This is a genomic window from Cellulosimicrobium sp. 22598 (genome assembly GCF_052044445.1).
GTDB lineage: Bacteria > Actinomycetota > Actinomycetes > Actinomycetales > Cellulomonadaceae > Cellulosimicrobium > Cellulosimicrobium cellulans_G.
On sequence record NZ_JBQEMZ010000003.1, the window covers coordinates 282,330 to 306,691 of the forward strand.

The following is a 24,362-nucleotide window of genomic DNA, read 5'->3' on the forward strand; positions in this document are numbered from 1 at the left end:
TGCAGCAACATCCGGAAACTCTCTGCAACGCCGCCGAGTCCCGGACGCGCCCGACACCCCGGGGCGCAGTCAGCACCGCGTGGCCCTCCCGCGCTCGAGGCCGAGCGGGTCGCCGGCCGCACCACCTCGAAGGAGCAGCAATGACGCGCACCACCGATCCCGCCGGTCCGCCGGCACCCACTCCCGCCGCACCCCCCGCCGCGGACCGCGGCCGAGCGCGAGCCGACCGACGCGACGGTCGGCTGCGGCGCCTCGTCGCCACCGTCGCCTCGGCGGCCCTCGCGCTCGGGACGGCGCTCGCCGCCACGGTCCCGGTCGCCGCGCCCGCCGCGGCCGCGCCGCCCGTGCCCACGCCCGTCGTCGACTCCCCGAACGGCCGGGGCGACGTGATCCTCAACCTCTTCCAGTGGACCTGGGACTCGGTGGCCGCCGAGTGCACCAGCACGATCGGCCCGGCCGGGTTCGGCTACGTCCAGGTCTCCCCGCCGCAGGAGACGATCCAGGGCACCGCGTGGTGGACCTCCTACCAGCCCGTGAGCTACCGGATCGACTCGAAGCTCGGGACTCGGGCGGAGTTCGAGAACATGGTCGACACCTGCCGCGCCGCGGGCGTCGGCGTCATCGCCGACGCCGTCCTCAACCACATGGCGGGTGCGGACCAGGGCGGCGGGACGGGTGTCGCGGGCTCGTCGTACGGCGTCGAGAACTACCCCGGGCTCTACGGGCCGAACGACTTCAACGACTGCAAGGAGAACATCGGCAACCGGTACGGAGACCGGTACGTGGTGCAGAACTGCCGCCTCGTCTCGCTCCAGGACCTGCGGACGGGCTCCGACTACGTGCGCGGCCGGATCGCGGGCTACCTCAACGACCTGCTCTCCCTCGGGGTCGCCGGGTTCCGGATCGACGCCGCGAAGCACATCCCGGCCGCGGACCTCGCGGCGATCAAGGCGCGGCTCACGAACCCGGACGTCTTCTGGGTGCACGAGGTCATCGGCGCGGGCGGCGAGCCCATCCAGCCCTCGGAGTACCTCGGCTCCGGCGACTCGCACGAGTTCGACTACGCGCGCGAGCTCAAGTCCCGGTTCGACGGCCAGATCAAGGACCTGCGCACCATCGGCGACAACAAGCTGCCCTCGGACCGCGCCGGCGTGTTCGTCGACAACCACGACACCGAGCGCAACGGCGAGACCATGAACTACAGGTGGGGCGCCAAGTACAAGCTCGCGAACACGTTCATGCTCTCGTGGCCGTACGGCGCGCCGAGCGTCTACTCGGGCTACACGTGGAACGACAAGGACGCCGGCGCCCCGGGCGCGTCCGCGACGTCCGTGCCGGACGCGAGCTGCTCGAACAGCGCCTGGGTCTGCACGCAGCGCTGGACCGAGATCGCGGGCATGGTCGGCTTCCACAACGCCGTCGCCGGGACCGCGGTGACGAACTGGTGGGACGACGGGAACAACCACGTCGCGTACGGTCGCGGCAGCAAGGGGTACGTGACGATCAACAACTCCGCGAACGCGGTCACGCGCACCTACCAGACGTCGCTCCCGGCGGGCACGTACTGCGACGTCGTCGCGTCGAAGGACTGCGCCAAGACGGTCACGGTCTCCGGCTCCGGCACCTTCACCGCGACGGTCCCGGCGTACGGGGCGCTCGCGCTGCACGTCGGCGCCGTGGACGACGGCGGCACCGGCGGCCCGGGTCCCGTCGACCCGAGCGGCACGACGACCGTCTACTACGCGACCGACAAGGGCTGGAACGCGTACAACGTCCACTACCGCGTCGGCACGGGCGCCTGGACCGCCGTGCCCGGGGTCGCGATGACCGCGGCCTGCACCGGCTGGGTCGCGAAGGAGATCGTCCTGCCGGACGGCGCGACCGGTGCCGCCGCGACCGTCACGGCGGCGTTCACGAACGGCTCGGGCGCGTGGGACAACAACGGCGGCAAGGACTACTCCCTGTCGGGCGCCGCCGTCGCGGTCTCGGGCGGGACGGTCACGGCGGGCGACCCGTGCGAGGACGACGGCGAGGGGCCCGGCCCCGTCGAGGGCCAGGGCGACGCGTCGTTCTCCGTCACGGCGACGACGACCTGGGGGCAGAACGTGCTCGTCGTCGGGAGCATCCCGGCGCTCGGGTCATGGGCGCCCGCGAACGGCGTCGCGCTCTCGGCGGCGAGCTACCCCGTCTGGACCGCGACCCTCGACCTCCCGGCCGGGACGACGTTCGAGTACAAGTACGTCAAGCGCGACGGCGGCGGGAACGTCGTCTGGGAGAGCGGCGGCAACCGCACCGCGACGGTCGGACAGGACGGCTCCGTGACGCTGTCGGACACCTGGAGGTCGTGACCTCGCGGCCCCGCCCCGGTCTCACCCAGACCGGGGCGGGGTCTGCCGCTACCGTGGCGGGAAATAGTTCAACCATTGTCTGAACCTGGTGGGTGCCCCTAGGGTGTGGCCCGGGCGCGCCGGTGCGCCCGGGGGCGACGTGCCCCGTGCAGCCGATCGCAAGGGAGCGACGACGATGAGACGCACGTGGAGGACCGCCGTGGCGGGGGTGCTCGCCACCCTCGTGGCGAGCGGGGGAGCGAGCGCGGCGATGGGGATGGATGCGATGGGCGTGTCGACGTCTGCCCAGGTCGATAACGATATCGATATCGTTCTAGAGAACGATTTCGAGTCGGCGACGACGGCGCCGTGGACCGCGCGCGGGCCGGTCACCGTCGCCCTGACCGACGCGGAGGCGCACGGCGGGTCGTCGAGCCTCGCGGTGACGGGCCGGACCGCGGACTGGCACGGCGTCGCGACGGACGCGCTCGCGCTGCTCGAGCCGGGCGTCGCGTACGACGTCGAGGCGTGGGTCAAGCTGCCGGCGGGCGCCACCGGGTCGTCCGGCGTCCACTTCACCGTGCAGGAGACCGGCGCGGCGGGAGACGCGTACACGTGGGTCGGCGGGGCCGTCGCGACGACGGCCGACGGGTGGGTGGAGATCGGCGGGACGTACACCCTGCCCGCGGGCCTCACCGCGGCGACGCTCTACGTCGAGGCCGCGCCGGTCGCGGGTGCGCACCCGTCGTTCCTGCTGGACGACGTCCGCGTGACGACCGTCGCGACCGACCCGGGCGACGTCGTGCCCGGGGGAGCGGTGAACCCCGTCCCGACGCCGGTGCGCCTCGCCGAGGGGACCGGCGACGTCGCGGCCCTGACGTTCGACGACGGCCCGAACCCCGGCACGACGCCCGCGCTCCTGGACTTCCTCGCCGAGCACGACCTGCACGCGGTGTTCTGCGTCATCGGCCAGAACGTCCAGGCGCCGGGCGGCGCCGAGCTCCTGCGCCGCATCGTCGACGAGGGCCACGTGCTGTGCAACCACTCGACGGGCTACGCCGACATGGGCACGTGGTCGGCCGACCAGGTGCGCGCCGACCTCGTCGAGAACCTCGGCATCCTGCGCGACGCGCTCGGCGACCCGGCGTACCCGGTCCCGTTCTTCCGCGCCCCGAACGGCTCGTGGGGCGCGACCCCCGAGGTCGCGGTCGCGCTCGGCATGCAGCCGCTCGCGGTCGTCAACACGATCTCCGACTGGGAGACCCAGGACGTCGAGACCCTCACCGCGAACCTGCGCGCCGCGATGAGGCCCGGCGAGGTCGTGCTCGCGCACGACGGCGGCGGCGACCGCGCGGGCACGCTCGCGGCGGTCGAGACGGTCGTCGCGGAGCGGCTCGCGGCCGGCTGGGACTTCACGTTCCCCGTCGGCACGCCGCCGCGCGGCGGCGAGGTCCTGCTGGAGACCGGCTTCGAGGACGGCCTCGGCGGCTGGGTGCCGCGCGCGGGCGACGCGACGACGCCGTCGCTCGACCTCACGGACGTGGCCCACGGCGGCGCGCAGGCCGCGGTCGTCTCCGGTCGCGACGGCCAGGGCGACGGCATCGGGCACGACGTGACCGGGCTGCTCGCCGCCGGCACGACGTACGAGCTCAGCGCGTGGGTCCGCTTCGCCGAGGGCCAGCCCGCGGACGACGTGTGGCTCAGCATCGCGCGCACGGTCGACGGGACGACGTCGTACTCGACCCTCGCACAGTTCTCGGGGATCACGAGCACCGGCTGGACGCAGATCACCGCGACGTTCCCGGGTGCCGCCGCGGACGAGGCGCTGCTGTACCTGGAGACGGACTACAACGGCGACAACACGAGCGACCTGCTCGTCGACGACGTCGTGCTGCGCGTGCCGCCGCCGCCCGCGGTCGAGGACCTCACGGGCATCAAGGAGACCGTCGACGTGCCGGTCGGGGTCGCGATCGACAGCCGGGAGACCTCGGGCGCGTCGTCCGAGCTGCTCCTGCGGCACTTCGACCAGATCACCGCCGAGAACCACATGAAGCCCGAGGCCTGGTACGACGAGGACCGGACCTTCCGGACGCACCCCGAGGCGACCGCGCTCATGGACTACGCGGCCGCGCACGACCTGCGCGTCTACGGGCACGTGCTCGTGTGGCACTCGCAGACGCCGGACTGGTTCTTCGAGGGCGCCGACGGCGCGCCCCTGACGACGTCCGAGGCGGACCGGCAGGTCCTGCGCGACCGCCTGCGGACCCACGTCTTCTCCGTCGCGGGGGCGCTCGCCGACGCCTACGGCCCGTTCGGCGGCGACAACCCGCTCACGGCGTTCGACGTGGTGAACGAGGTCGTGTCGGACGGCGGGGAGAACCCCGACGGCCTGCGCCGCTCGGAGTGGTTCCGGATCCTCGGCGAGGAGTACCTCGACCTCGCGTTCGCGTACGCCGACGAGGCGTTCAACGACGTCTACGCCGACCCGGCGGCGAAGGAGCGCGGGGAGCGTCCGGTCGCGCTGTTCATCAACGACTACAACACCGAGCAGGGCGGCAAGCAGGACCGGTACCACGCGCTCGTCGAGCGCCTCCTGGCGCGCGGCGTGCCCGTCGACGGCGTGGGCCACCAGTTCCACGTGAGCCTCGCGATGCCGGTCTCCGCGCTCGAGGGCGCGATCGAGCGCTTTGCCGACCTGCCCGTGACGCAGGCCGTCACCGAGCTCGACGTGACGACCGGGACCCCGGTCACGCAGGCGAGCCTCGTCGAGCAGGGCTACTACTACCGCGACGCGTTCCGGGCGTTCCGCGCGCACGCGGACGACCTCTACTCCGTCACCGTGTGGGGCCTCACCGACGGCCGGAGCTGGCGCGTCGACAGCGGTGCGCCGCTCGTCTTCGACGACGCCCTGAAGGCCAAGCCCGCGTACCACGGCGTGGTCGACGGCGAGCTGCCCGCCCTGCTGCGCACGGCCGACGTGTTCGCCGGGGACGTCCCGCTCGACGGCGACGCCGCCGCGGCCCCGGACTGGCAGCGGCTCCCGCTGCACACCTTCGCCGCGCCGGGCGGGGTCGCCGGGGGAGAGGTCGGGTTCCAGCTCCGCTGGGCCCCGGACCACCTCACCGCGTTCGCGAGCGTCGACGACGCGACCGCCGACGCGGCCGACGCCGTGACGTTCGCGCTCGCCGGCGCGGAGCACGTCGTCGGGCGCGACGGGACGACGAGCGCGAGGGCCGCCGCGGAGGTGACCGAGCGCGCGGGCGGGTACGACGTCGTCGCGCACCTCCCGCTCGCCGGCGCCGCGCCCGGGGGCACGCTCGCGCTCGACGTGCGCGCGAACGACGGCGGCGCGACGTCCGCCTGGAACACGCCCGGCGCGACGGGCACGCTGCGCCTGCTCGAGGAGCTGTCCTACCTCGAGGTCGCGCACGCGTCGGCCGCGCCCGCGGTCGACGGCGACATCGACGCCGTGTGGGCGGAGGCGAACGCGCCCGTGACGACCGCGAAGGAGGTCCAGGGGAGCGGCGGCGCGGTCGCGACCGTCCGCACCCTGTGGCGCGACCGGACGCTCTACGTGCTCGCCGAGGTCGCCGACCCGGTGGTGGACGTGAGCGGCTCCGACCCGTGGGTGCAGGACTCGGTCGAGGTCTACGTCGACGCGGGCAACGGCAAGAACGGCGCCTACCGTGACCTGGACACCCAGATCCGCGTGAGCGCCGAGAACGCGGTGTCGTTCGGCACGGGCGACGAGGCGGCGCAGCGGGCGCGCGTCACGAGCGCGACGACGCGCACGGCCGACGGGTACGTCGTCGAGCTCGCGGTCGACCTCGCCGACCAGGGCGGTGAGGGCACGTTCCACGGGCTCGACCTCCAGGTCAACGACGCGTCCGCGGGCACGCGCACCGCGATCCGCAACTGGGCGGACCCGTCCGGGGCGGGCTACCAGTCGACGGCGCGCTGGGGCGTCGCACGGCTCGTCGGCGCGGGCGCGGCGCCCGAGGTCGCGCTCGACGTCGAGGCGTCGGCGCGCTGCCTCGCGGGCAAGGCGTACGTCGCGGTCCGGGCCACGAACCGCGAGGACGTGCCGGTCGACGTGACGCTCACGACCCCGTACGGGACGCGGACGTTCCCGGCGGTGGCGCCGGGCGCGAACGCGTACCAGTCCTTCGCGGTCCGCGCGACGTCGGTCCCGGCCACCACGGCCACGATCACGGCAACGCTCGAGACCGGCGGCCCCGCGTCGACGCGCGACATCGCGGTGGAGGCACGCACCTGCTGACCCGCTGACCCGCCGACCCGTCGCCCGCCGACGGCGAGCAGGTGGTCGTGGCCCGTCCGGAGATCCGGACGAGCCGCGACCGCCTGCTCGGCGGGCACGGATCGCCTGGTCGGCGAACCTACGATGACGTGGTGACCGCACCCGTGCCCCCGGCTCCTCAGCCCGTGTCCGCGACCGACCCGCTGCGCGACGTCGTCGCCGTCATGGACCGGCTGTACTCGCCGGGCGGGTGTCCTTGGGACCGCGAGCAGACGCACGAGTCGCTCGTGCGGTACCTGCTGGAGGAGGCGCACGAGCTCGCCGACGCCATCGAGACCGGCGACCGCGCGGGGATGCGCGAGGAGCTCGGCGACCTGCTGCTCCAGGTGCTCTTCCACGCGCGCATCGCGAGCGAGGAGCCGGACCCGTTCACGGTCGACGACGTCGCCGCCGACCTCGCGGCGAAGCTCGTGCGACGCCATCCCCACGTGTTCGCCGACGCCGACGCGACCGACCTGCACGAGCAGTGGGACGCGATCAAGAAGGCCGAGAAGCAGCGCACGTCCGTGCTCGAGGGGATCTCGCACACCCAGGGCGCGCTCGCCCGCGCGCAGAAGGTCCTCTCCCGCGCCGGTCGCGGCGGCCTCGGCGACGTGGTCGGCACGGCGCTCGCGGCGCCGTCGGGCGGTGCGCCCGCCGCGGTCGGCGACGAGGGCACGACGGCGGACGAGCGGCTGGGGCGCGAGCTGCTCGCCCTCGTCGCGCGCGCCGAGGAGGACGGGCTCGACGCCGAGGCGGCGCTGCGCGGGGAGCTGCGGCGCGTCGAGGGCGAGATCGTCGCGGCCGAGACGCGGCGCGCGGAGGGGACGGCCTGACCGGGACGTTCGTCCCGATCGTCGTCGCGCAGGTCCCCGACCCGGGGCCCACGGACCGGACGCAGCGGCGCAGGTCACATCCGGGCACTAGGCTGTGGTCGTAAACCCACCATCGTCGCGGGCGCGCACGCGGCGTCCCGGGTTTCCCTGCCCGGGTCCGCCACCACCGTTCGAAGCGCCCGCAGCCCTGCCCCGAAGGAGCACCTGTGGCCAGCATCGAAGCCGTTGGAGCGCGCGAGATCCTCGACTCCCGCGGAAACCCGACCGTCGAGGTCGAGGTCGTCCTGGACGACGGGACGTTCGCCCGCGCCGGAGTGCCGTCGGGCGCGTCGACCGGTGCGTTCGAGGCCGTCGAGCGTCGTGACGGCGACAAGTCCCGCTACCTGGGCAAGGGCGTCGAGGGCGCGGTGAACGCCGTGATCGACGACATCGCCCCGGAGCTCATCGGCTTCGAGGCCGAGGACCAGCGCCTCATCGACGCCGCCCTCATCGACCTCGACGGCACCCCGAACAAGGGCAAGCTCGGCGCGAACGCGATCCTCGGCGTCTCGCTCGCCGTCGCGAAGGCCGCCGCGAAGAGCGCCGGCCTGGACCTGTACCGCTACGTCGGCGGCCCGAACGCGCACGTCCTGCCCGTGCCGATGATGAACATCCTCAACGGCGGGTCGCACGCCGACTCGAACGTCGACATCCAGGAGTTCATGGTCGCCCCGATCGGCGCGTCCTCGTTCCGCGAGGCGCTGCGCACGGGCGCGGAGGTCTACCACTCGCTGAAGTCCGTGCTCAAGGGCAAGGGCCTCGCGACGGGCCTCGGCGACGAGGGCGGCTTCGCTCCGAACCTGCCGAGCAACCGCGACGCGCTCGACCTGATCCTCGTCGCGATCGAGCAGGCCGGGTTCGTCCCCGGCAAGGACGTGGCCCTGGCGCTCGACGTCGCCGCGACCGAGTTCTTCCAGGACGGCGCCTACCAGTTCGAGGGCAAGGCGACGAGCTCGGACGACATCATCGCGTACTACGAGCAGCTCGTGCGCGACTACCCGCTGGTCTCCATCGAGGACCCGCTGTCCGAGGACGAGTGGGGCGCCTGGTCGCAGCTCGTGGCCGAGGTCGGCGACAAGGTCCAGATCGTCGGCGACGACCTGTTCGTCACCAACCCGGAGCGCCTCGCGAAGGGCATCGAGCTCAAGGCGGCGAACTCGCTCCTGGTCAAGCTCAACCAGATCGGCACGCTCACGGAGACGCTCGACGCCGTCGAGCTCGCGCAGCGCAACGGCTTCACCGCGATGGTGTCGCACCGCTCGGGCGAGACCGAGGACACGACGATCGCCGACCTGTCCGTCGCGACGAACGCCGGCCAGATCAAGACCGGTGCCCCCGCCCGTGGCGAGCGCATCAACAAGTACAACCAGCTCCTGCGCATCGAGGAGGCGCTGGACGACGCCGCGCGCTACGCCGGTCGCGGCGCGTTCCCGCGCTGGACGGTGCAGGGCTGACCCTCGGGTCACGCACGCCGCCGGGGCGACCCGGCACCCGGAGCCCGGAGGGCCGCTCGTCGGCCCGCCGGGCTCCGGCGCGTCCGGGGCCCGGGCGGGCACCCGCACCCCGCCGCAGGTCACGGCCGCGGGTGAAGATGTCGTGTCGATCGGCTCACGTTCGCGGACGCACCGCGCGTGCTCCCGGGGCCGGGGCCGTCGCGGCAGCACAATCGGGCCATGCCGTCCTCGCGCCGCCCTCCGCGCCCCGGTGCCCCCGCGCGACCGGGGACCGGGCCTGCGCGCGGGTCCGGGTCGAAGCCGGTGCCCCGGTCCGGCTCGACGGCGTCCGGTGCGTCTCGTCCCGCGGCCCCGAAGCCGGCCGCGCCGAAGGGCGCGTCGGGCGCGAGGCCGACGTCCGGGAAGAGCGCGGCCACGGGCCGCGCGACCGGGGCGAAGGCCTCGGCGGGGGCGCGTCGCCCCGCCACGCGCGCGCAGCGGGCACCCTCGCGACGGGCCACCGGCCCCGCGCCGGAGGACCGGCGCCGCAGCCGGTACGGCTTCCTGCTTCCCGAGGTCGTGACGGTCCGGACCCTCGTGCTGTCCGTCGTCGTGCTGCTCGCCGTGGTGCTGCTGCTGCCCACCCTGCGGGCGTACGTCAACCAGACGGGGGAGCTGCGCGAGCTGCGCAACGACCTCGCGCAGGCGCAGGCCCAGCACGACGACCTCCAGTCCGAGCTGGACCGCTGGGACGACCAGGCGTACGTCGAGCGCGAGGCCCGGGACCGCCTGAACTTCGTCATGCCGGGCGAGCGGCCGTGGCGCGTGCTCGACCCGGAGACCGTCGTCGACGACATCGACCCGCAGACCGGGCAGACGATCACCGACGGCCCCGTCCAGGGCTACGAGGACGGCACGCCCTGGTACGAGGCGATCTGGGCGTCGGTGCAGGTCGCGGGCGAGCAGCCGGTGTCGTCGGGAACGGGCGAGGGGGCCGGGGCGGCCGACGACGGGGCTGGCGAGGAGTCCCCGCCCGCGGACGAGGACCCGGCCGGCGACGGCGCGGCGCCGTCGAGCGGGGAGAATGGGTGACGCGTCGACCCGACGCGCCCGACCGACCCGAAGGAACACCCGTGCCCGACGCCCGCCTGGCCATCCCCGCCGACGACCCGGACGCCGTCGTCACCGAGCGCGACCTCGAGACCCTCGCGGAGCAGCTCGGGCGCACCCCGCGCGGGGTCGTCGGCATCGCCGCGCGGTGCGCGTGCGGGCGCCCGCTCGTGGTCCGCACCGCGCCGCGGCTCGAGAACGGCACGCCGTTCCCCACGACCTTCTACCTCACGCACCCCGGTGCCGTGGCGGCCGCGTCGACGCTCGAGGCGAACGGCGTCATGAAGGAGATGTCGCAGCGCCTCACCGAGGACGAGGAGCTCGCCGCCGCGTACCGGCGTGCGCACGAGCACTACCTCGCGCAGCGCGAGGCGCTCGGCCACGTCGAGGAGATCGACGGGATCTCGGCCGGGGGCATGCCCACGCGCGTCAAGTGCCTGCACGTGCTCGTGGGGCACGCCCTGGCCGCAGGCCCCGGGGTGAACCCGCTGGGCGACGAGGCGCTCGAGCGCGTGCGCGACGTCTGGCGCCCCGACCGCTGCACCTGCTGACGCCGTGGCACGCTTGGTCGCATGACCTCTGGCTCCACCTCTCCCCTCACCCGTGACCCGGGCGCGCTCGCCGCGACGGCACCCCCGCCGGCTCCTGCCGGGCCCGGTGCCTCGCGCGTGGCCGCGATCGACTGCGGCACCAACTCGATCCGCCTGCTCGTCGCGGACGTCGACCCGGCGGCGGGCACGCTCGTCGACCTCGACCGGCGCATGGAGGTCGTCCGGCTCGGCCAGGGGGTCGACCGCACGGGCCGCCTCGCGCCGGAGGCGCTCGCGCGCACGCTCGACGCCGCGCGCCGCTACGCCGACGTGATCGCGGAGCTCGGCGCGACGCGCACGCGGTTCGTCGCGACGTCGGCCACGCGGGACGCCAAGAACCGCGACGAGTTCGTCGCGGGGGTCCTGGCCGCGCTGGGCGTGGAGCCCGAGGTCGTCTCGGGCGAGGAGGAGGCCGCGCTGTCGTTCCGCGGCGCGACGTCGACGGTCGCGGCGCTGCGTCCGGGCCCCTACGCGGTCGTCGACCTCGGCGGCGGCTCGACCGAGCTCGTGCTCGGCACGACCACGCCCGACGCCGCGTTCTCCATGGACGTCGGGTGCGTGCGCATGACGGAGCGGCACCTGCGCTCCGACCCGCCGACCGCGGACGAGGAGGCCGCGGCCCGAGCCGACGTGCGGGCCGCGCTCGACGAGGCGGCGGCCGTCGTCCCGCTGGGGGAGGCGGCGACGCTCGTGGGCCTCGCCGGGTCCGTCACGACGGTGACGGCCCACGCGCTGGGCCTCGCACGGTACGAGCGGGAGCGGATCGACGGCGCCGTGCTCCCGGTCGACGCGGTCCTCGCGGCGTGCGACGACCTGCTCCACCGCTCGCGCGCCGAGCGCGCCGCGCTCGGCTTCATGCACCCGGGCCGCGTGGACGTCATCGGCGCGGGCGCGCTCGTGTGGTCGGAGGTCGTGCGCCGCGTGCGCGACGACGTCGCCGCCGCGGGCGGTTCGCTCACCGAGGTCGTGACGAGCGAGCACGACATCCTCGACGGGATCGCCTGGTCCCTCGCCTGATCCTTCCGCCGAACCCGGGGTCGCTCCCCACCCACGCCGAGGCCTGGGGAGCGACCCCGGGTTCGGCTTTTCCCCGACCAGCATCGGAGTGTCGGTGTGCGTGGTACTGCGCATCGCGCGGTAGTGTGCATCGCGTGAGCCCGTCGTGTCGGCGGGCCGAGTGCCGGGACGGACCAGGGCCACGCCCGACGGAGGGTCGGATGGACACCACGCAGCTGCTCAAGGGGGTGCTCGACGCCGCGGTCCTCGCGGCGGTCGAGGCCGAGGACGGGTACGGGTACGACGTCGTGCGACGCCTGCGCGCGGCGGGGCTGGACGACGTCGGCGACGCGTCGGTGTACGGGACGCTCCGGCGCCTGTACGCGAGCGGGGCGCTGACGACGTACGTCGTGCCGTCCGACGCCGGCCCGCACCGCAAGTACTACGGGATCAACGCGCAGGGGCGGGCGATGCTCGACCTGCACCGCAAGGAGTGGCAGACGTTCGCGGGCACCGTGTCCGCGCTGCTGCGGACCGGAGAGGTGGCCGCCTGATGAGCACGACGACGCCCGCGCAGCAGCCCGCCGGGGCGCCCGTGGGCCTGGCCTTCTACGGGCACGTCCACGCGTACGCGCAGCAGGTGCGCGCGCACCTCGCCGACCTGCGGCCGGAGCAGGTCGAGGAGCTCACCGACGGGCTCGAGGCCGACCTCGCCGAGGCGGTCGTCGACGCGCCGGGCGCGCTGCCTCGCCGCAGTGGTCCCGCTCGTCCGCTGCCCGACGGCGGCCCGGCCGACCCGGGCGGAGCCGTCGCCGACGACACGGGCCTCGACCTCGTCGCGTTCTTCGGCCCGCCCGCCGAGTACGCCGCCGAGCTGCGCGCCGCGGCGGGGCTCCCGCCGGTCGCCGCGCCGGGCGGCGCGCGCCGCCCCCGCATCGGGGTACGCGGGCGGTTGCTCGTGCTCGGCGGGATCCTGTCGTCCGGGTGGCGCTCGCTGTGGCGGCCCGTCACCTCGACGCCCCAGTGGGCCTCCGTCATGGAGTTCCTGCGGACCCTGACGCCCGCGTGGTGGATCCTGCGCGGCTGGGTCGTGGCGACGCTCCTGCTCGCGCTGCTCGGCGGCTACCAGGTCGCGGTCCTGCCGCGGGACCTCTCCGCACGGGTCGTGGTGCTCGCCGCCGTGGTGGTGAGCGTCCAGTGGGGTCGGGGTCGCTGGCTGCCCACGACCTGGCTGCCCAAGGTCGTGCGCCCGCTGTCCGTCGCGGCGGCCGTCGCGGCGGTCCCGACCGTGCTCTACGTCACCGCGGCGAGCGCCTCGGTCTCCGTGTCCGGGTGGGACAGCGGCTACCAGCAGGGGTGGGCCGACGCGAGCGGCGGGACGCAGCCCGTCTCCTACGGCGGCCCCTCGGGGCCGGGCGGCGACGGCGTGTGGGTCGACGGGATGCAGGTCTCCAACCTGTTCGTCTACGACGCCGCGGGAGACCCCGTGCGCGACGTCCAGATCTTCGACGACCGCGGCCGCCAGGTGCGCACCGTGACCGAGGAGGGCGCCTACGGTCCGTGGTCGGTGCCCGACGTCGAGGGCGCGTGGTACTTCCAGCCGACGCTCTCGACGGACGGTCGCGAGCGCTGGAACGTCTACCCGCTGCGCGCGGTCGCGGAGGAGGACGTCGAGTACGCGGACGGCGACGGGCGCCCTGTCCCGGCGACGGGCACGCGCACGCGCGAGATGCCATGGCCGTTCCTCAAGGCGCCGACGGCGGTCCCGTCGAGCGTCGGCGCGGACGACGCGACGTCGGGCACGGACGAGCCGGGCACCGGCGACGCCGACGACCCCGCGCCGTCCGGCGACGCGACGGACCCGGCCGAGGGCACGGCACCCGAGCCCGCGCCGACCCCGCCCGCGGGCGGCACGCAGCCGCCACCGACGGGCCCGACCCCCGTCGTCGGCGCGATCGGCTGACCCGGGGGCGCCGAACCCGGGGTCGCTCCCCAGCCTGGCGACATCGTGGGGAGCGATCCCGGGTTCGGCGCCGTCCGGCCGCGCGGAATGTCGGGTCTGCCCGGTGCGCAGGGCGGGCGTGGGGCGCGTCACGCCCGTCTGACGGACGCTCCGGCTCGCCTGTGCCGCAACCGGTAATACTCTGGAACCATGCCTCAGAATGACCTGACCTCGGTCAGCCGTGCCCAGACCGCTTCGCCGCGGCCCCGCAAGGTGCCCCGCGTCGTCGTCCTCGGCGGCGGCTCCGTGGGTCTGTACGCCGCGCGCCGACTGCGCAAGAAGCTCGGTCGCCGCGAGGCGGCGATCGTCGTCGTCGACCCGCGACCGTACATGACGTACGCGCCCTTCCTCCCCGAGGCGGCCGCGGGCTCGATCGACGGCCGCGACGTCGTCGCGCCGCACCGCCGCGCCCTCAAGGGCGTCGACGTGCTCCAGGGCAAGGTCGTCTCGATCGACCACGCCGCGCGCCGCGTGACGATCCACCCGGAGGAGGGCGACGACTACTCGGTCACGTACGACCACCTGATCGTCGGCCTCGGCTCGGTGTCGCGCACGCTGCCCATCCCCGGGCTCGCGGAGAACGCGATCGGCTTCAAGAACGTGGAGGAGGCCATCGCGGTCCGCAACCACGTGCTCAACCGCATGGACGTCGCGTCGTCCACGTGGGACGAGGGGCTGCGTCGCCGCATGCTGACGTTCACGTTCGTGGGCGGCGGGTTCGCGGGCGTCGAGGCGATCGCCGAGATCGAGGACATGGCGCGCTACGCGACCCGCAACTACGCGACGATCGAGGAGAAGGACCTCCGCTTCGTCATGATCGAGGGCGCCGGGCGCATCCTGCCCGAGCTCAGCGAGCCCATGGCGGGCTACGCGCTCGAGGAGCTGAAGAAGCGCGGGATCGAGTTCCACCTCAACACGTTCCTGTCGTCGTGCGTCGACGGCCACGTCGTCACGTCGACGGGCGTCGAGTTCGACTCCGACACGATCGTGTGGACCGCGGGCGTCAAGGCGAACCCGGTCATCAAGGAGGCGTCCGACCTCCCCGTGGACAAGATGGGCCGCGTCACGGTGCTCCCGACGCTCCAGGTCGCCGACGCCGACGGCAACGTCGTGCCGAACGCGTGGGCCGCGGGCGACTGCGCCGCCGTCCCGGACGTGCTCAACCCGGGCAAGTTCTGCCCCCCGAACGCGCAGCACGCGATCCGCGAGGCCACGCGCCTGGCCGACAACCTCGCGCTCGAGCTGCACAGCGAGAAGCCGGTCGAGTACCGCCACAAGAGCGTCGGCACGGTCGCGTCCCTCGGCCTGTACAAGGGCGTCGCGGAGCTGTTCGGCGTGTTCAAGCTGCGCGGCGTGCTCGCGTGGCTCATGCACCGCAGCTACCACGTCATGGCGATGCCCACGGGCAACCGCAAGATCCGCATCTTCATCGGCTGGATCGGGCAGTTCCTCCTGGGCCGCGAGCTCGTGTCGCTCGGCTCCCTGCACGACCCGCGCGCGGAGTTCCGCGCCGCGTCGGTGCCGCCCAAGAAGGACGGCGAGCCGGTCAAGCAGACCGCGCAGGGCTCGGCCGCCGCGGCCGAGGCGGGCGTCTCCGCCGACGCGGACGAGAAGGTCCCGGCCAAGGCGTCCTGACCGCCGTCCGGGGGCGACCCCGGAGCCGTGCCCGACGACGAGGGGCGAGCCGCCGGTGCGGCTCGCCCCTCGTCGCGTCCCGACGTGTCCGGCGCGTCCTCGGCAGGCGTCGACCGTCCCGGCTCGGTCCGCGGTCGCGGTAGATTCGGGCCGCGCCCCCATGGCCCAACTGGCAGAGGCGGCCGGCTTAAACCCGGCGTGTTCCGGGTTCGAGTCCCGGTGGGGGCACCGACGTCACGAGAGCCCTGTCGGGCCCTCGGGCTCGGGCGGCGGCGCGGCCTCCTGGCCGAGGATCACGACGGTGCCGTCCGGGTCCTGCACGCGCGCGACGCGCTCGCCCCACGGCTGGTCCGTGGGCGGCTGGAGCACCGGCACTCCGGCCGCGGCGAGGTGCTCGACGGCCCGGTCGCAGTCGTCGACGTACACCCACAGCGCGGTGCGCGCGACGCCGGCGGGCATCATGCCGTCGTCGAGCCCGATCCCGAGCGGTGAGCCGCCGACGTGCACGCTCACGTACACGGGCGGGCCCTCGTCGGGGAACGCGTACTCGACGGTCCCGCGCAGCAGGTCGCGGTAGAAGACGAGCGACCGCTCCACGTCGGCCACGGAGAGGATCGGGAAGAGGCTGCGGAACATCGGCCTGGCTCCTCGGTGCGCACGGCTGGGTGCTCCCATCGTGCGCGCCCGGCGCCGGGTGCGCGCCCCGAGCCGGGCCCCCGCCGTCGGGGTCGGCCGCCCGCGCCTGCGGTCAGGCGGCGGTCCGCCCCAGGGCGTCGTCGAGGAACGCGCGGACGTCGGCGAGCTCGCGCGCGTCGATGCCGTGGGCGAGGCCGGGGTAGACGCGCTCGACGAGCGTCGAGCGGCCCGGCAGCCACGCGGCCGTCCGCTCGACCGCGTGCGGCGCGATGACGCGGTCCTCGGCCCCGCGGCCCCAGAACGCGGGCGGCCGGGACGCGGCGAGCGCGGCGTCCGCGGGCTGCTCCGCGGCCTGGACGAACCCGCCGAGGACGACGGTCGCCGCCACGCGCTCGGGGCGCGTGCGCAGGAGCTGGGTCGCCATGAGCCCGCCCTGGGAGAACCCGACGGGGACGACCGGCCGGTCAGGGCCGAGCTCGGCGTCGACCCACGCCCAGACGGCCTCGGTCGCGCGCGCCACGGGCTCCGGGTCGGGGTCGCCCGGCGTGACGATCGGGAACCACGCGAAGCCGCCGTGGGGGAGAGGGAGCGGGGCGCGCAGCGAGACCCACGGCGCGCCCAGGTGCGGGCCGAGGCCCGCGAGGTCGTGCTCGTGCGAGCCGTACCCGTGCAGCAGCACGACGACGGGCCCCGCGGCGGGCTGTCCTCCCAGGCCCGGGTCGGAGCGGACGGCGACGAGCGCGGCGGGCGCGCTCATCGCGCCAGGAGCTCGTCGGTCGTCGTGCCGGGCACGGCCAGCGTGACCCGCGTGCCCCACGGATCGTGCACGACGACGGAGCGGCCGTCGTCGGCGTGCTGCAGGCCGCGGGCCCGCAGGCGGGCGACGAGCGCGTCGAGGTCGTCGCGACCGGGGACGGTGACCGCGACGTCGCCGAGCCCGAGGCTCGCGGCGCGCGGGCCGGCGCCGGCGCTGTTCCAGACGTTCATCGCGACGTGGTGGTGGTACCCGCCGGCGGAGGCGAACAGGGCGCCGCTGTACTCGGTGACCGTGGCCTCGAACCCGACGGCGTCGACGTAGAAGTCGCGCGCGGTCGCGATGTCGCCGACCTGGAGATGGACGTGCCCCACCCGCCCGGCGAGCGCGGGCCCGGCGTCGAACGTCTCCTGGTCGAGGTGCGTGCGCAGGTACGCGTTCGGGTCCAGGTACTCGGTCGCCATGACGATCTGGCCGCGCTCGCGGACCCACGTCTCGCGGGGGCGGTCGGTGTACAGCTCGACCCCGTTCCCCTCGGGGTCGGTGAAGTAGAACGCCTCGCTGACGAGGTGGTCGCTCGACCCGACGAACGCCCCCCGACGGTCCTGCGCGGCCCGGTAGACGGTCGCGGCGAGGCTCGCGGCGTCGTCGAACAGGAACGCGGTGTGGAACAGGCCGGCCTGACGCCGGTCGACGGCGGGCAGGCCGGGTGTGTGCACGAGGCGCAGCATGGGCGTCGTGCCGCGGCCGAGGACGCGGTGCACCTCGGTGCCGCGCGAGCGCTCCTCGAGCGGGGCCAGCGCGAACGCGCCCGTGTAGTAGGACGTCATCTGCTCGAGGTCGCCGACGCGCAGCGTGACGGCGTCCATGCTCGTGGACGGGGACAGGAGGCGGTCGGTCGGCGCGCCCGGGGTGCTCGTGGTCATGTCTGCTCCAACTGTTGTCGCTACAACTATATTCCACCACGCCGCCGGACGATCCCGACACGCGGGGCGCTTCCTTGCTAGGGTCGCCGCGAACCACGCGGGGCGTCCCGCCCGGGTGACCGGGCCGAGGGACTGAGACGAGCGGTACGGCCGCCCGGACCCGTCGAACCTGATCTCGCTAGCACGAGCGGAGGAACGTGGGCATGACGACGCCTGCTGCCATCACCCTGAACCCTGTCCTCGCGGACGACCCGACCGCGCTCGTCCGGCCGGGGGAGACCGGCTTCACGGTCGACCTCGCGCGCCGGTACGCGCACCTCTTCGACGAGTTCTACGACCACCAGTTCCTCGCCGGGCTGCGCGACGGGTCGGTCGAGCCGGACGCGGTGCGGCACTACGTCGGCCAGGACCACCAGTACCTCACGGCGTACCTGCGCTGCTACGGGCTCGGCATGGCGCTCGCGCCGGACCGCGAGTGGGCCGCGTACTTCCACGAGAAGGCCGGGTTCCTGCTCGACGACGAGTCGCACGCCCACCACGCGATGTGCGACTTCCTCGGCGTGGCCTACGAGGACGCGCAGACGAACCGCCTCGCCCCGAGCGCGCAGGCGTACGTCGACCACATGCTCGCCGCGGGCCGCGACTCGCTCGGCGTGCTGCTCGCCGCCCTCCTGCCGTGCCCATGGACCTACATCTGGTCGGCGCGCAGGTTCTGGCTCGCCGAGCGCGAGACGACGCTCGGCGCGATCGGGGACGACCACCCGCTCGCGGGCTGGTGGGAGTTCTACGCCGCCGAGCGCACCGAGGGGGTCCTGGCCGACCTGCGCGAGCGGCTCGACGCGCTCGCCGCCGACGCGGGCGAGGCACAGCGCGCCCGCATGGAGCGCGCGTTCGAGCTGAGCTGCCGCCACGAGATCCGGTTCTGGCAGATGGCGTGGTCGCTCGAGCGGTGGTGACGTCCCTCCCGGACCGGTGAGCGCCCGACGTCGGGCCTTACGCCAGGAGCAGATCCTCGCCCGGGTGCCTCGGCACCCGGGCGGGGCGCGGGTAGCGTGACCGCATGGACGCGACGAGCGCGGTGCCGAACGCAGGGCCGAGCGGAGTGCCGAGCGGAGTGCCGGCGAGCCCCCGGCCCCGGGAGGGTGGTCGGCCGGAGCCGCTCCTGCGCCACGTCATCGGCGGCATCCTCCGACGGGCCCGGCTCGCGCAGGGTCGGACGCTCGTCGACGTCGCGGCTGCCGCACGGGTCTCGACCGCCTACCTGTCCGAGGTGGAACGCGGCCGCAAGGAGGCGTCGTCCGAGGTCCTGGCCGCCGTCTGCGGCGCCCTCGGCCTACGCCTCGTGGACCTCGTGGCCCGGACGGGGGAGGAGCTGCGCCCGGTCGCCCCCGTGCGCGTGCTCTCCTCCGTCCGGGAGCGCGGTGCGCTCTCCGCGCCGCGGGACCCCGCACCCGCCGGCGAACCCGTGCGCGACCTCCCGGTCGCGCGCACGACGCTCGCGGCGCGGGCGACCGTGCGCGCCGCCGACGTGCTGCTCCTCGCGGCCTGACTCCCGCGGGGCCGGCCGCACCGGCTGACGCGCGGCCGGCACAGGGCCCGCACCTGGCCGGCTCCTGGTCGGCACCGCGTGTCGCGCCCCGGCGCGGCGCGGCGGGCGCCGCTACCGTCGAGGGATGACGGAGCCGCAGACCGCGCACGGCACGGCAGAGCAGACCGCCCCGGCCCTCCAGGAGCTCGTCGACGACGCCGCGTTCCTCTCGCACGAGCACCAGCTCCACCTCGTCGACCGCCACGGCGACGACGCGTGGGGCGCCGAGATGGCCACGGGGACGTTCACCTTCACCGCACCGGACGGCGGGACGACGACCTGCCGGCTCCAGTTCCTCGGCACGGCCGCGCCCGGCCCCGGGACCTGGATGTGGGCGTGGAACAACGTCAACGACTTCCCCGACGACGTGCTGCGCGCCGCCGAGAAGACCCGCGAGACCGGCCTGCGCGAGGCGACCGAGGCGGAGCTGCCGCTCACCGACGACCTCCCGTACCGCCTCGCGCTCGCGGCCAAGGCCGTCACCGGGACCTGGACCCACTACAGCGCACCCGTCGGCGGCGGGACGCGCGCCTGGTTCCTCCTCGACGCCGACGATCTCGCGCTGCCCGCGCCGAGCGTGCCGCGCGTCGTGCGGGTGCTGAGCGAAGGCCTGCTGTCCGTGACGGTCGTCGACCACCGGCGCGCCGTCGCGTCCTACGCCGTCGCTCGCGGGCTCCGGACGGCGCAGGGCGACGGCGCGGTCGAGCTCGCCCTGCCCGACGGGAGCGTGACCGTCCGGTTCGACGAGCGCGGCCGCATCGCCGGCATCGCGGCGACGGGGCGCGCGGTGTCCGCGCCGGCGCACGACCCTGAGCCGGGAGCAGCGGGTCCGGACGCCCACGCGCCCGACGCGGACACCGCCGTCGACCCTGACGTGGACTCCGCGGACGTGCCCGACGCGGACACCGCCGACCTGCCCGACGCGGACACCGCCGACGTCCCCGACCCGGACGCTGCCGAGGTGCCGGAACCCGGAGAGCCCGCGTCGACGGAGGAACCGGGCCCGGCGGCCGAGCCCGCGCAGGAGCCGCGTCGACGCTCCTGGTTCCGGCGACGCGGGTAGGCCCCGTGCGGCGGGCGCACCGCGAGTGCTGCGTCTGCGGCCGAGAGATCCGTCCCGGGACGCATCCGTCGACCACGGACGCAGCGCTCGACCCGGGTTCAGGCGGCCGCGGCGAGCTTCCGCGAGGTGACGACGGCGTCCGCGACGCCGTACTCGACGGCCTGGCGCGCCGTGAGCACGAGGTCACGGTCGGTGTCCGCGCGCAGGCGCTCGACGGTCTGCCCCGTGTGACGCGACAGGACCTCCTCCGTCTCGGACCGGATCCGCAGGATCTCCTCGGCCTGGATCGACAGGTCGGAGATGGTGCCCTCGCCGCCGCCCGAGGGCTGGTGCAGCAGCACGCGCGAGTGCTCGAGCACGAACCGCTTGCCCGGCGTCCCCGCCGCCAGCAGCACGGCCGCGGCCGAGGCCGCCTGGCCCATGCAGATGGTCGACACGTCGCAGCGGACGAACTGCATCGTGTCGTAGATCGCCATGAGCGCGGTCGCGGAGCCGCCGGGGGAGTTGATGTACAGGCCGATCTCCTGGTCCGGGGCGTCCGACTCCAGGTGCAGGAGCTGCGCCATGACGACGTTCGCGACGCCGTCGTCGATCTCCGTGCCGAGGAACACGATGCGCTCCGACAGGAGGCGGGAGAAGACGTCGAACGCGCGCTCCCCGAGCGGGGTCTTCTCGACGACGGTCGGGATCGTGTAGCTCGCCATCACAGTCCCACCTTCCGGGCCGCGCGGGCGGGACGGACGTCGTCGACGGACTCGACGATCCGGTCGACCATGCCGTAGTCGAGCGCCTGCTGCGCCGTGAACCAGCGGTCGCGGTCGGAGTCGTCCGCGATGGTCTCGACGCTCTGGCCGGTGCTCTCCGCGGTCAGCCGGTGCATGAGCCCCTTGGTGTACACGAGGTTCTCGGCCTGGATCGCGATGTCGACGGCGGTGCCGCCGATGCCCGCCGACGGCTGGTGCATCATGATGCGCGCGTGCGGCAGCGCGAACCGCTTGCCCGGCGTCCCCGCGCACAGCAGGAACTGCCCCATGCTCGCGGCGAAGCCCATCGCGACGGTCGAGACGTCGTTGGGGATGAGCCGCATCGTGTCGTAGATCGCCAGCCCGGCGCTCACCGAGCCGCCGGGCGAGTTGATGTACAGCGCGACGTCCGCGCGCGGGTCCTCCGCCGAGAGCAGGAGGAGCTGCGCGCACAGACGGTTCGCGACGGCGTCGTCCACGGCCGAGCCGAGGACGACGATGCGCTGGTGCAGCAGGCGCGTCGTGAGCTGGTCGTCGAACGACGACGACGCCGGGGCGGCGGCCTCCGCGTGCGGTGTGCGTGACGTGTGCGTGGTCATGGGACCACCGTGACCCGGGGAGGGCACGGACGGGCGGGTGATCTGCCGTCGGCACATTCGCCGACGGCAGATCACCGCCGCTCTCGTGCGGTCAGAGGATCGGCCAGGAGCGGTGCTCGACCACGATCCCGGAAGGAGCCGGCGAGATGCTCACCCACACCGTCCCCTCGCGCTGGGTGCCGTAGGGGTTGCCGAGGATGCACGGCAGGTCTACGTAGCTGCCGGCGTTGAGACGCCGGGTGTACGCGTTGCCCGAGACGCTCCGGCCGTCGACGAAGCACTCCATGGTGTAGTCCCCGCTGGGGAACGTCGCGTTGGCGTTGACCCGGAACTGCGTGCACATGTAGCTGTTGCAGTCGCCGAAGCTGCCGGTGTTCTTCTGCGGGCCACGCGTGACCCAGATCGTCGGTGGCGGCGGCGGGGCGTCCGTCACGATCGACTTCGAGGCGCTCCACGACCCGCACCCGGCGGCGTTGCACGCGCGGGCGACGAGCGTGACGTTCTGGCCGTAGCCGCTGATGTTGACCGTGGTACCCGTCCCGGACCCGCTCTGCGTGCCGGACAGCTGCCACTCGTACCGCGTGATGGTGTTGCCGCCGTTGGACGACGGCGCGGTCACGGTGAACGTCCCCGACGACGGCCCGGTCTTGTTGGGGGTGACTGCCGGGGCGCCCGGCTTCTCGTACGCGTTGATTGACGCGGACGCCGGGCTCGACGTCGACGTGCCGCCGAGGTTCGACGCGGTGACGGTGAAGGTGTAGTTCCCCGGTGGGAGGTCGGTGAAGTCGACCGACGTGCCGGAGGCGTTCTTCTTCGTTCCTCCGGGCGACGCGGTGACGGTGTAGCCCGTGATGGGGCTGCCGTTAGCGTCGGCGGCGCCCCAGGAGACGCGCGGGATGCCGCTGTCCTGCGAGGACGACCCGACGTTCTGCACGGTGGGCTTCGGCGGCGCCTCGGGACGGCCGTACGGCACGACCGCGGCGGACTGCGGGCTCTCCGCCGTCACGCCCGCCTTGTTCTCGGCCGTCACGGTGAACGTGTAGGACGACTCGTTGTCGAGCCCGGTCGCCTTGTGGCTCGTCCCGGTGAGAGAGGTCGGCGCGCCGTCGCGCGCGCCGTTCTTGTAGCGCTGCAGGCTGTACGCCTTGATCGCGTCGCCGTTCTCGAACGGCGGCTCCCACGACACGTCGATGGACCCGCCGTTGAGCGGGGAGTCGGAGGCGCGCGTCGCGCTGGGCGTCTTCGGGACGTCGGGCAGACCCGCCGGGATCTCCTCGGCGGAGTAGTCGCCCCACTCCGAGGGGTCGGGGGCGAGGTTCACGGCCTGCACGCGCACCCGGTACGCGACGCCGTTCTTGAGCCCGGTCCAGACGGTCTGGTTCCCGGTGAGGGACTGCATCTGGATGGCGCCGCTCGGCGGTGCCGGGGAGATCTCCAGGTTGACGGTCTCGATGGGCGAGCGGTCGGTGTAGGTCTTGTTGGTCCAGGTGACGGTGAGGGACTGGTCGCCGAACTCGAGGGTGGGTGCGGCGGGCGGGTCGGGCTTCTCGTCGGGGCGGGCCTCGGCCGAGGGCGGGGACGCGGGTCCGTCGCCGACGGCGTTGGTCGCGAACACGGTGAAGGTGTACTTGACGTTGTTCGTCAGGCCGTCGAGGGTGCAGGTCGTGGTGCCGCAGGCCTTCTCGTAGCCGTTCTGGGAGCGCACGGTGTAGCCGGTGATCTCGGCGCCGTTGTTGTTCGGCGGGTCCCAGGACAGCACGACGGTCTTGGACCGGACCTGGTCGACCTGCGGGGTCGCAGGGGCTTCGGGCTTGCCGAGCACCTTGACCTGGACGCGGCCCTCGACCATGCGGTCGGCGTCCTTCGTCGCGTCCTGGATGCGGTACGTGACGACCATGACGCCGACGAAGTCCTCGGTCGGGGTGACGATCACGTCGTCCCCGGCGTAGGTCACGTCGCCCTGGCCCGTCTCGACGCCGGCACCCACGATCTCCAGGGGCGTGTCGGGGAAGGGGTTGGCGTCGTTGGCGAGGACGTTCACCGTGGTGGCCTTGCCCTGGTGGGCGTCGTCGACGGTGTCCTGGTTGGCGCGGGCGAGGGGTCGGGTGGAGGCCACGACGGTGAGGGTCGCGGTGCCCTCGACCGGGGGGTGCTCGCCGTCGGTGACGGTGATCGGGACCTGCACGACCGAGCCCTTGGGCACGTCCGGGGACGCCTGGGCGTGCAGCGTGCTGCCCTCGACCGTCACGGTGACGCCCTGGGCCTGGCCGGTGGCCTTGAAGGTCAAGGAGTCGCCGTCGGGGTCGGTCGCGAAGCGTGCGAGGTCGATCGAGGCCTCCTCGCCCGCCGCGACGTCGAGCGTCGGGGTGGAGAGCTCGGGCGGCAGGTTCTCCGGCGGGACCACGCTGATCGGCAGCGTGAGCAGCGCGGTGTGGCCCTCGGGGTCGTCGGGGCCGGAGCCGTCGGTCACCTCGAAGGTGACGGCGGCCGGCCCGACGTACTCGGCATTCGACGTGTAGACGATCTCGGTGGTCGAGGGCACCTCGCGGGTCCCCTCGAGCGCGGTGACCTTCTCCTCGGTCGTCAGTCGCGGGGTCTTGCCCTCGACGACGAGCACGTAGTCCGTGATGTCGATCGGCAGCGGCTCGCCGCTGACGACCTCCAGAGGCGTGATGCCCGGACGCAGGGTCGGTGCCTGGTCCGTCATCCCCGGCACCTTGACGAAGGCCTTGGCGGTGAGGCCGTCGATGTCGGTGGCGGTGTAGGTGATGACCTGGCGGTTCTCGGT

Annotated in this window: 19 protein-coding genes, 1 tRNA gene and 1 riboswitch; of the genes, 14 read left to right on the top strand and 6 right to left on the bottom strand. The window is 74.2% G+C overall.

Going from position 1 to position 24,362, the window contains the following annotated elements; translation table 11 throughout:
* The first annotated feature begins 140 nt into the window (after positions 1 to 140).
* The 11 genes from ACTJIY_RS05490 (at position 141) to ACTJIY_RS05540 (ending at position 15,493) form a co-directional block, all read left to right on the top strand.
* Positions 141 to 2,348: a carbohydrate-binding module family 20 domain-containing protein gene (locus ACTJIY_RS05490; protein ID WP_440674923.1), complete on the top strand. Its 2,208-nt coding sequence runs from the start codon at positions 141 to 143 to the stop codon at positions 2,346 to 2,348.
* 175 nt (positions 2,349 to 2,523) lie between these two features.
* On the top strand, positions 2,524 to 6,606 hold the full coding sequence (locus ACTJIY_RS05495) for an endo-1,4-beta-xylanase (RefSeq protein WP_440674924.1): 4,083 nt from the start codon (positions 2,524 to 2,526) through the stop codon (positions 6,604 to 6,606).
* Between the two features lie 131 nt (positions 6,607 to 6,737).
* On the top strand, positions 6,738 to 7,460 hold the full coding sequence (locus tag ACTJIY_RS05500) for a MazG family protein (RefSeq protein ID WP_353708607.1): 723 nt from the start codon (positions 6,738 to 6,740) through the stop codon (positions 7,458 to 7,460).
* A 206-nt stretch (positions 7,461 to 7,666) separates the two neighbouring features.
* Positions 7,667 to 8,953, top strand: a complete 1,287-nt coding sequence (gene eno, locus ACTJIY_RS05505; RefSeq protein ID WP_353708608.1) for a phosphopyruvate hydratase — start codon at positions 7,667 to 7,669, stop codon at positions 8,951 to 8,953.
* A gap of 558 nt (positions 8,954 to 9,511) precedes the next feature.
* Entirely contained in the window at positions 9,512 to 10,024 is a 513-nt protein-coding gene (locus ACTJIY_RS05510; RefSeq protein WP_253052958.1) for an FtsB family cell division protein, read from the top strand.
* 41 nt (positions 10,025 to 10,065) lie between these two features.
* Positions 10,066 to 10,593 carry a DUF501 domain-containing protein gene (locus ACTJIY_RS05515; protein WP_353708610.1) on the top strand — a complete coding sequence of 176 codons (528 nt, stop codon included), beginning with the start codon at positions 10,066 to 10,068 and terminating at the stop codon, positions 10,591 to 10,593.
* Between the two features lie 21 nt (positions 10,594 to 10,614).
* Positions 10,615 to 11,649 carry a Ppx/GppA phosphatase family protein gene (locus tag ACTJIY_RS05520; protein ID WP_440674925.1) on the top strand — a complete coding sequence of 345 codons (1,035 nt, stop codon included), beginning with the start codon at positions 10,615 to 10,617 and terminating at the stop codon, positions 11,647 to 11,649.
* Positions 11,650 to 11,849: 200 nt separating this feature from the next.
* Positions 11,850 to 12,182, top strand: coding sequence for a PadR family transcriptional regulator (locus ACTJIY_RS05525; RefSeq protein WP_047234130.1), 333 nt, complete (start codon positions 11,850 to 11,852; stop codon positions 12,180 to 12,182).
* Positions 12,182 to 13,591, top strand: a complete 1,410-nt coding sequence (locus tag ACTJIY_RS05530) for a hypothetical protein (protein WP_440674926.1) — start codon at positions 12,182 to 12,184, stop codon at positions 13,589 to 13,591. The genes ACTJIY_RS05525 and ACTJIY_RS05530 overlap by 1 nt, the downstream gene beginning before the upstream one ends.
* Positions 13,592 to 13,780: 189 nt before the next feature.
* On the top strand, positions 13,781 to 15,265 hold the full coding sequence (locus tag ACTJIY_RS05535; RefSeq protein ID WP_253052968.1) for an NAD(P)/FAD-dependent oxidoreductase: 1,485 nt from the start codon (positions 13,781 to 13,783) through the stop codon (positions 15,263 to 15,265).
* Positions 15,266 to 15,419: 154 nt separating this feature from the next.
* Positions 15,420 to 15,493 (top strand) — tRNA-Leu (locus ACTJIY_RS05540).
* 6 nt (positions 15,494 to 15,499) lie between these two features.
* Here ACTJIY_RS05540 and ACTJIY_RS05545 read toward each other — a convergent pair.
* The 3 genes from ACTJIY_RS05545 to ACTJIY_RS05555 all read right to left on the bottom strand — a co-directional run bounded on the left by ACTJIY_RS05545 (position 15,500) and on the right by ACTJIY_RS05555 (position 17,581).
* Positions 15,500 to 15,901, bottom strand: a complete 402-nt coding sequence (locus ACTJIY_RS05545) for a VOC family protein (RefSeq protein WP_440674927.1) — start codon at positions 15,899 to 15,901, stop codon at positions 15,500 to 15,502.
* 112 nt (positions 15,902 to 16,013) lie between these two features.
* Positions 16,014 to 16,658 carry an alpha/beta hydrolase gene (locus tag ACTJIY_RS05550; RefSeq protein WP_440674928.1) on the bottom strand — a complete coding sequence of 215 codons (645 nt, stop codon included), beginning with the start codon at positions 16,656 to 16,658 and terminating at the stop codon, positions 16,014 to 16,016.
* On the bottom strand, positions 16,655 to 17,581 hold the full coding sequence (locus tag ACTJIY_RS05555) for a VOC family protein (RefSeq protein WP_353708615.1): 927 nt from the start codon (positions 17,579 to 17,581) through the stop codon (positions 16,655 to 16,657). The genes ACTJIY_RS05550 and ACTJIY_RS05555 overlap by 4 nt, the downstream gene beginning before the upstream one ends.
* Before the next feature lie 88 nt (positions 17,582 to 17,669).
* Positions 17,670 to 17,794: riboswitch (TPP riboswitch) on the top strand.
* Here ACTJIY_RS05555 and ACTJIY_RS05560 point away from each other — a divergent pair.
* The 3 genes from ACTJIY_RS05560 (at position 17,785) to ACTJIY_RS05570 (ending at position 20,232) form a co-directional block, all read left to right on the top strand.
* The gene (locus ACTJIY_RS05560) at positions 17,785 to 18,537 is read left to right on the top strand and encodes a TenA family protein (RefSeq protein WP_440674929.1); all 753 of its coding nucleotides are present in this window, start codon (positions 17,785 to 17,787) and stop codon (positions 18,535 to 18,537) included. It overlaps the preceding riboswitch by 10 nt.
* A 104-nt stretch (positions 18,538 to 18,641) precedes the next feature.
* Entirely contained in the window at positions 18,642 to 19,130 is a 489-nt protein-coding gene (locus ACTJIY_RS05565) for a helix-turn-helix domain-containing protein (RefSeq protein ID WP_440674930.1), read from the top strand.
* A gap of 124 nt (positions 19,131 to 19,254) precedes the next feature.
* A complete protein-coding gene (locus ACTJIY_RS05570) occupies positions 19,255 to 20,232 on the top strand; it encodes a DUF6882 domain-containing protein (RefSeq protein ID WP_440674931.1) in 978 nt (325 codons plus the stop codon).
* Between the two features lie 98 nt (positions 20,233 to 20,330).
* Here the strand turns inward: ACTJIY_RS05570 and ACTJIY_RS05575 are convergent, their stop codons facing one another.
* From ACTJIY_RS05575 to ACTJIY_RS05585, 3 genes are all read right to left on the bottom strand, one after another.
* The gene (locus tag ACTJIY_RS05575) at positions 20,331 to 20,936 is read right to left on the bottom strand and encodes a ClpP family protease (RefSeq protein WP_087469679.1); all 606 of its coding nucleotides are present in this window, start codon (positions 20,934 to 20,936) and stop codon (positions 20,331 to 20,333) included.
* Positions 20,936 to 21,574, bottom strand: a complete 639-nt coding sequence (locus ACTJIY_RS05580; RefSeq protein WP_440674932.1) for a ClpP family protease — start codon at positions 21,572 to 21,574, stop codon at positions 20,936 to 20,938. Before ACTJIY_RS05580 ends, ACTJIY_RS05575 begins: the two co-directional genes overlap by 1 nt.
* A 91-nt stretch (positions 21,575 to 21,665) precedes the next feature.
* Positions 21,666 to 24,362, bottom strand: a 2,697-nt coding sequence (locus ACTJIY_RS05585; RefSeq protein WP_440674933.1) for a fibronectin type III domain-containing protein, incomplete at its 5' end; no start/stop codon positions are given.

What these genes read in the sequence shown, in the direction of transcription:
- ACTJIY_RS05530 (WP_440674926.1), top strand. Translation starts at nt 12,182, where the DNA reads ATGAGCACGACGACGCCCGCGCAGCAGCCCGCCGGGGCGCCCGTGGGC.
- ACTJIY_RS05490 (WP_440674923.1), top strand. Translation starts at nt 141, where the DNA reads ATGACGCGCACCACCGATCCCGCCGGTCCGCCGGCACCCACTCCCGCC.
- ACTJIY_RS05545 (WP_440674927.1), bottom strand. Translation starts at nt 15,901, where the DNA reads ATGTTCCGCAGCCTCTTCCCGATCCTCTCCGTGGCCGACGTGGAGCGG.
- ACTJIY_RS05580 (WP_440674932.1), bottom strand. Translation starts at nt 21,574, where the DNA reads ATGACCACGCACACGTCACGCACACCGCACGCGGAGGCCGCCGCCCCG.
- ACTJIY_RS05520 (WP_440674925.1), top strand. Translation starts at nt 10,615, where the DNA reads ATGACCTCTGGCTCCACCTCTCCCCTCACCCGTGACCCGGGCGCGCTC.
- ACTJIY_RS05560 (WP_440674929.1), top strand. Translation starts at nt 17,785, where the DNA reads ATGACGACGCCTGCTGCCATCACCCTGAACCCTGTCCTCGCGGACGAC.
- ACTJIY_RS05550 (WP_440674928.1), bottom strand. Translation starts at nt 16,658, where the DNA reads ATGAGCGCGCCCGCCGCGCTCGTCGCCGTCCGCTCCGACCCGGGCCTG.
- ACTJIY_RS05565 (WP_440674930.1), top strand. Translation starts at nt 18,642, where the DNA reads ATGGACGCGACGAGCGCGGTGCCGAACGCAGGGCCGAGCGGAGTGCCG.
- ACTJIY_RS05555 (WP_353708615.1), bottom strand. Translation starts at nt 17,581, where the DNA reads ATGACCACGAGCACCCCGGGCGCGCCGACCGACCGCCTCCTGTCCCCG.
- ACTJIY_RS05535 (WP_253052968.1), top strand. Translation starts at nt 13,781, where the DNA reads ATGCCTCAGAATGACCTGACCTCGGTCAGCCGTGCCCAGACCGCTTCG.
- ACTJIY_RS05575 (WP_087469679.1), bottom strand. Translation starts at nt 20,936, where the DNA reads ATGGCGAGCTACACGATCCCGACCGTCGTCGAGAAGACCCCGCTCGGG.
- ACTJIY_RS05570 (WP_440674931.1), top strand. Translation starts at nt 19,255, where the DNA reads ATGACGGAGCCGCAGACCGCGCACGGCACGGCAGAGCAGACCGCCCCG.
- ACTJIY_RS05525 (WP_047234130.1), top strand. Translation starts at nt 11,850, where the DNA reads ATGGACACCACGCAGCTGCTCAAGGGGGTGCTCGACGCCGCGGTCCTC.
- ACTJIY_RS05495 (WP_440674924.1), top strand. Translation starts at nt 2,524, where the DNA reads ATGAGACGCACGTGGAGGACCGCCGTGGCGGGGGTGCTCGCCACCCTC.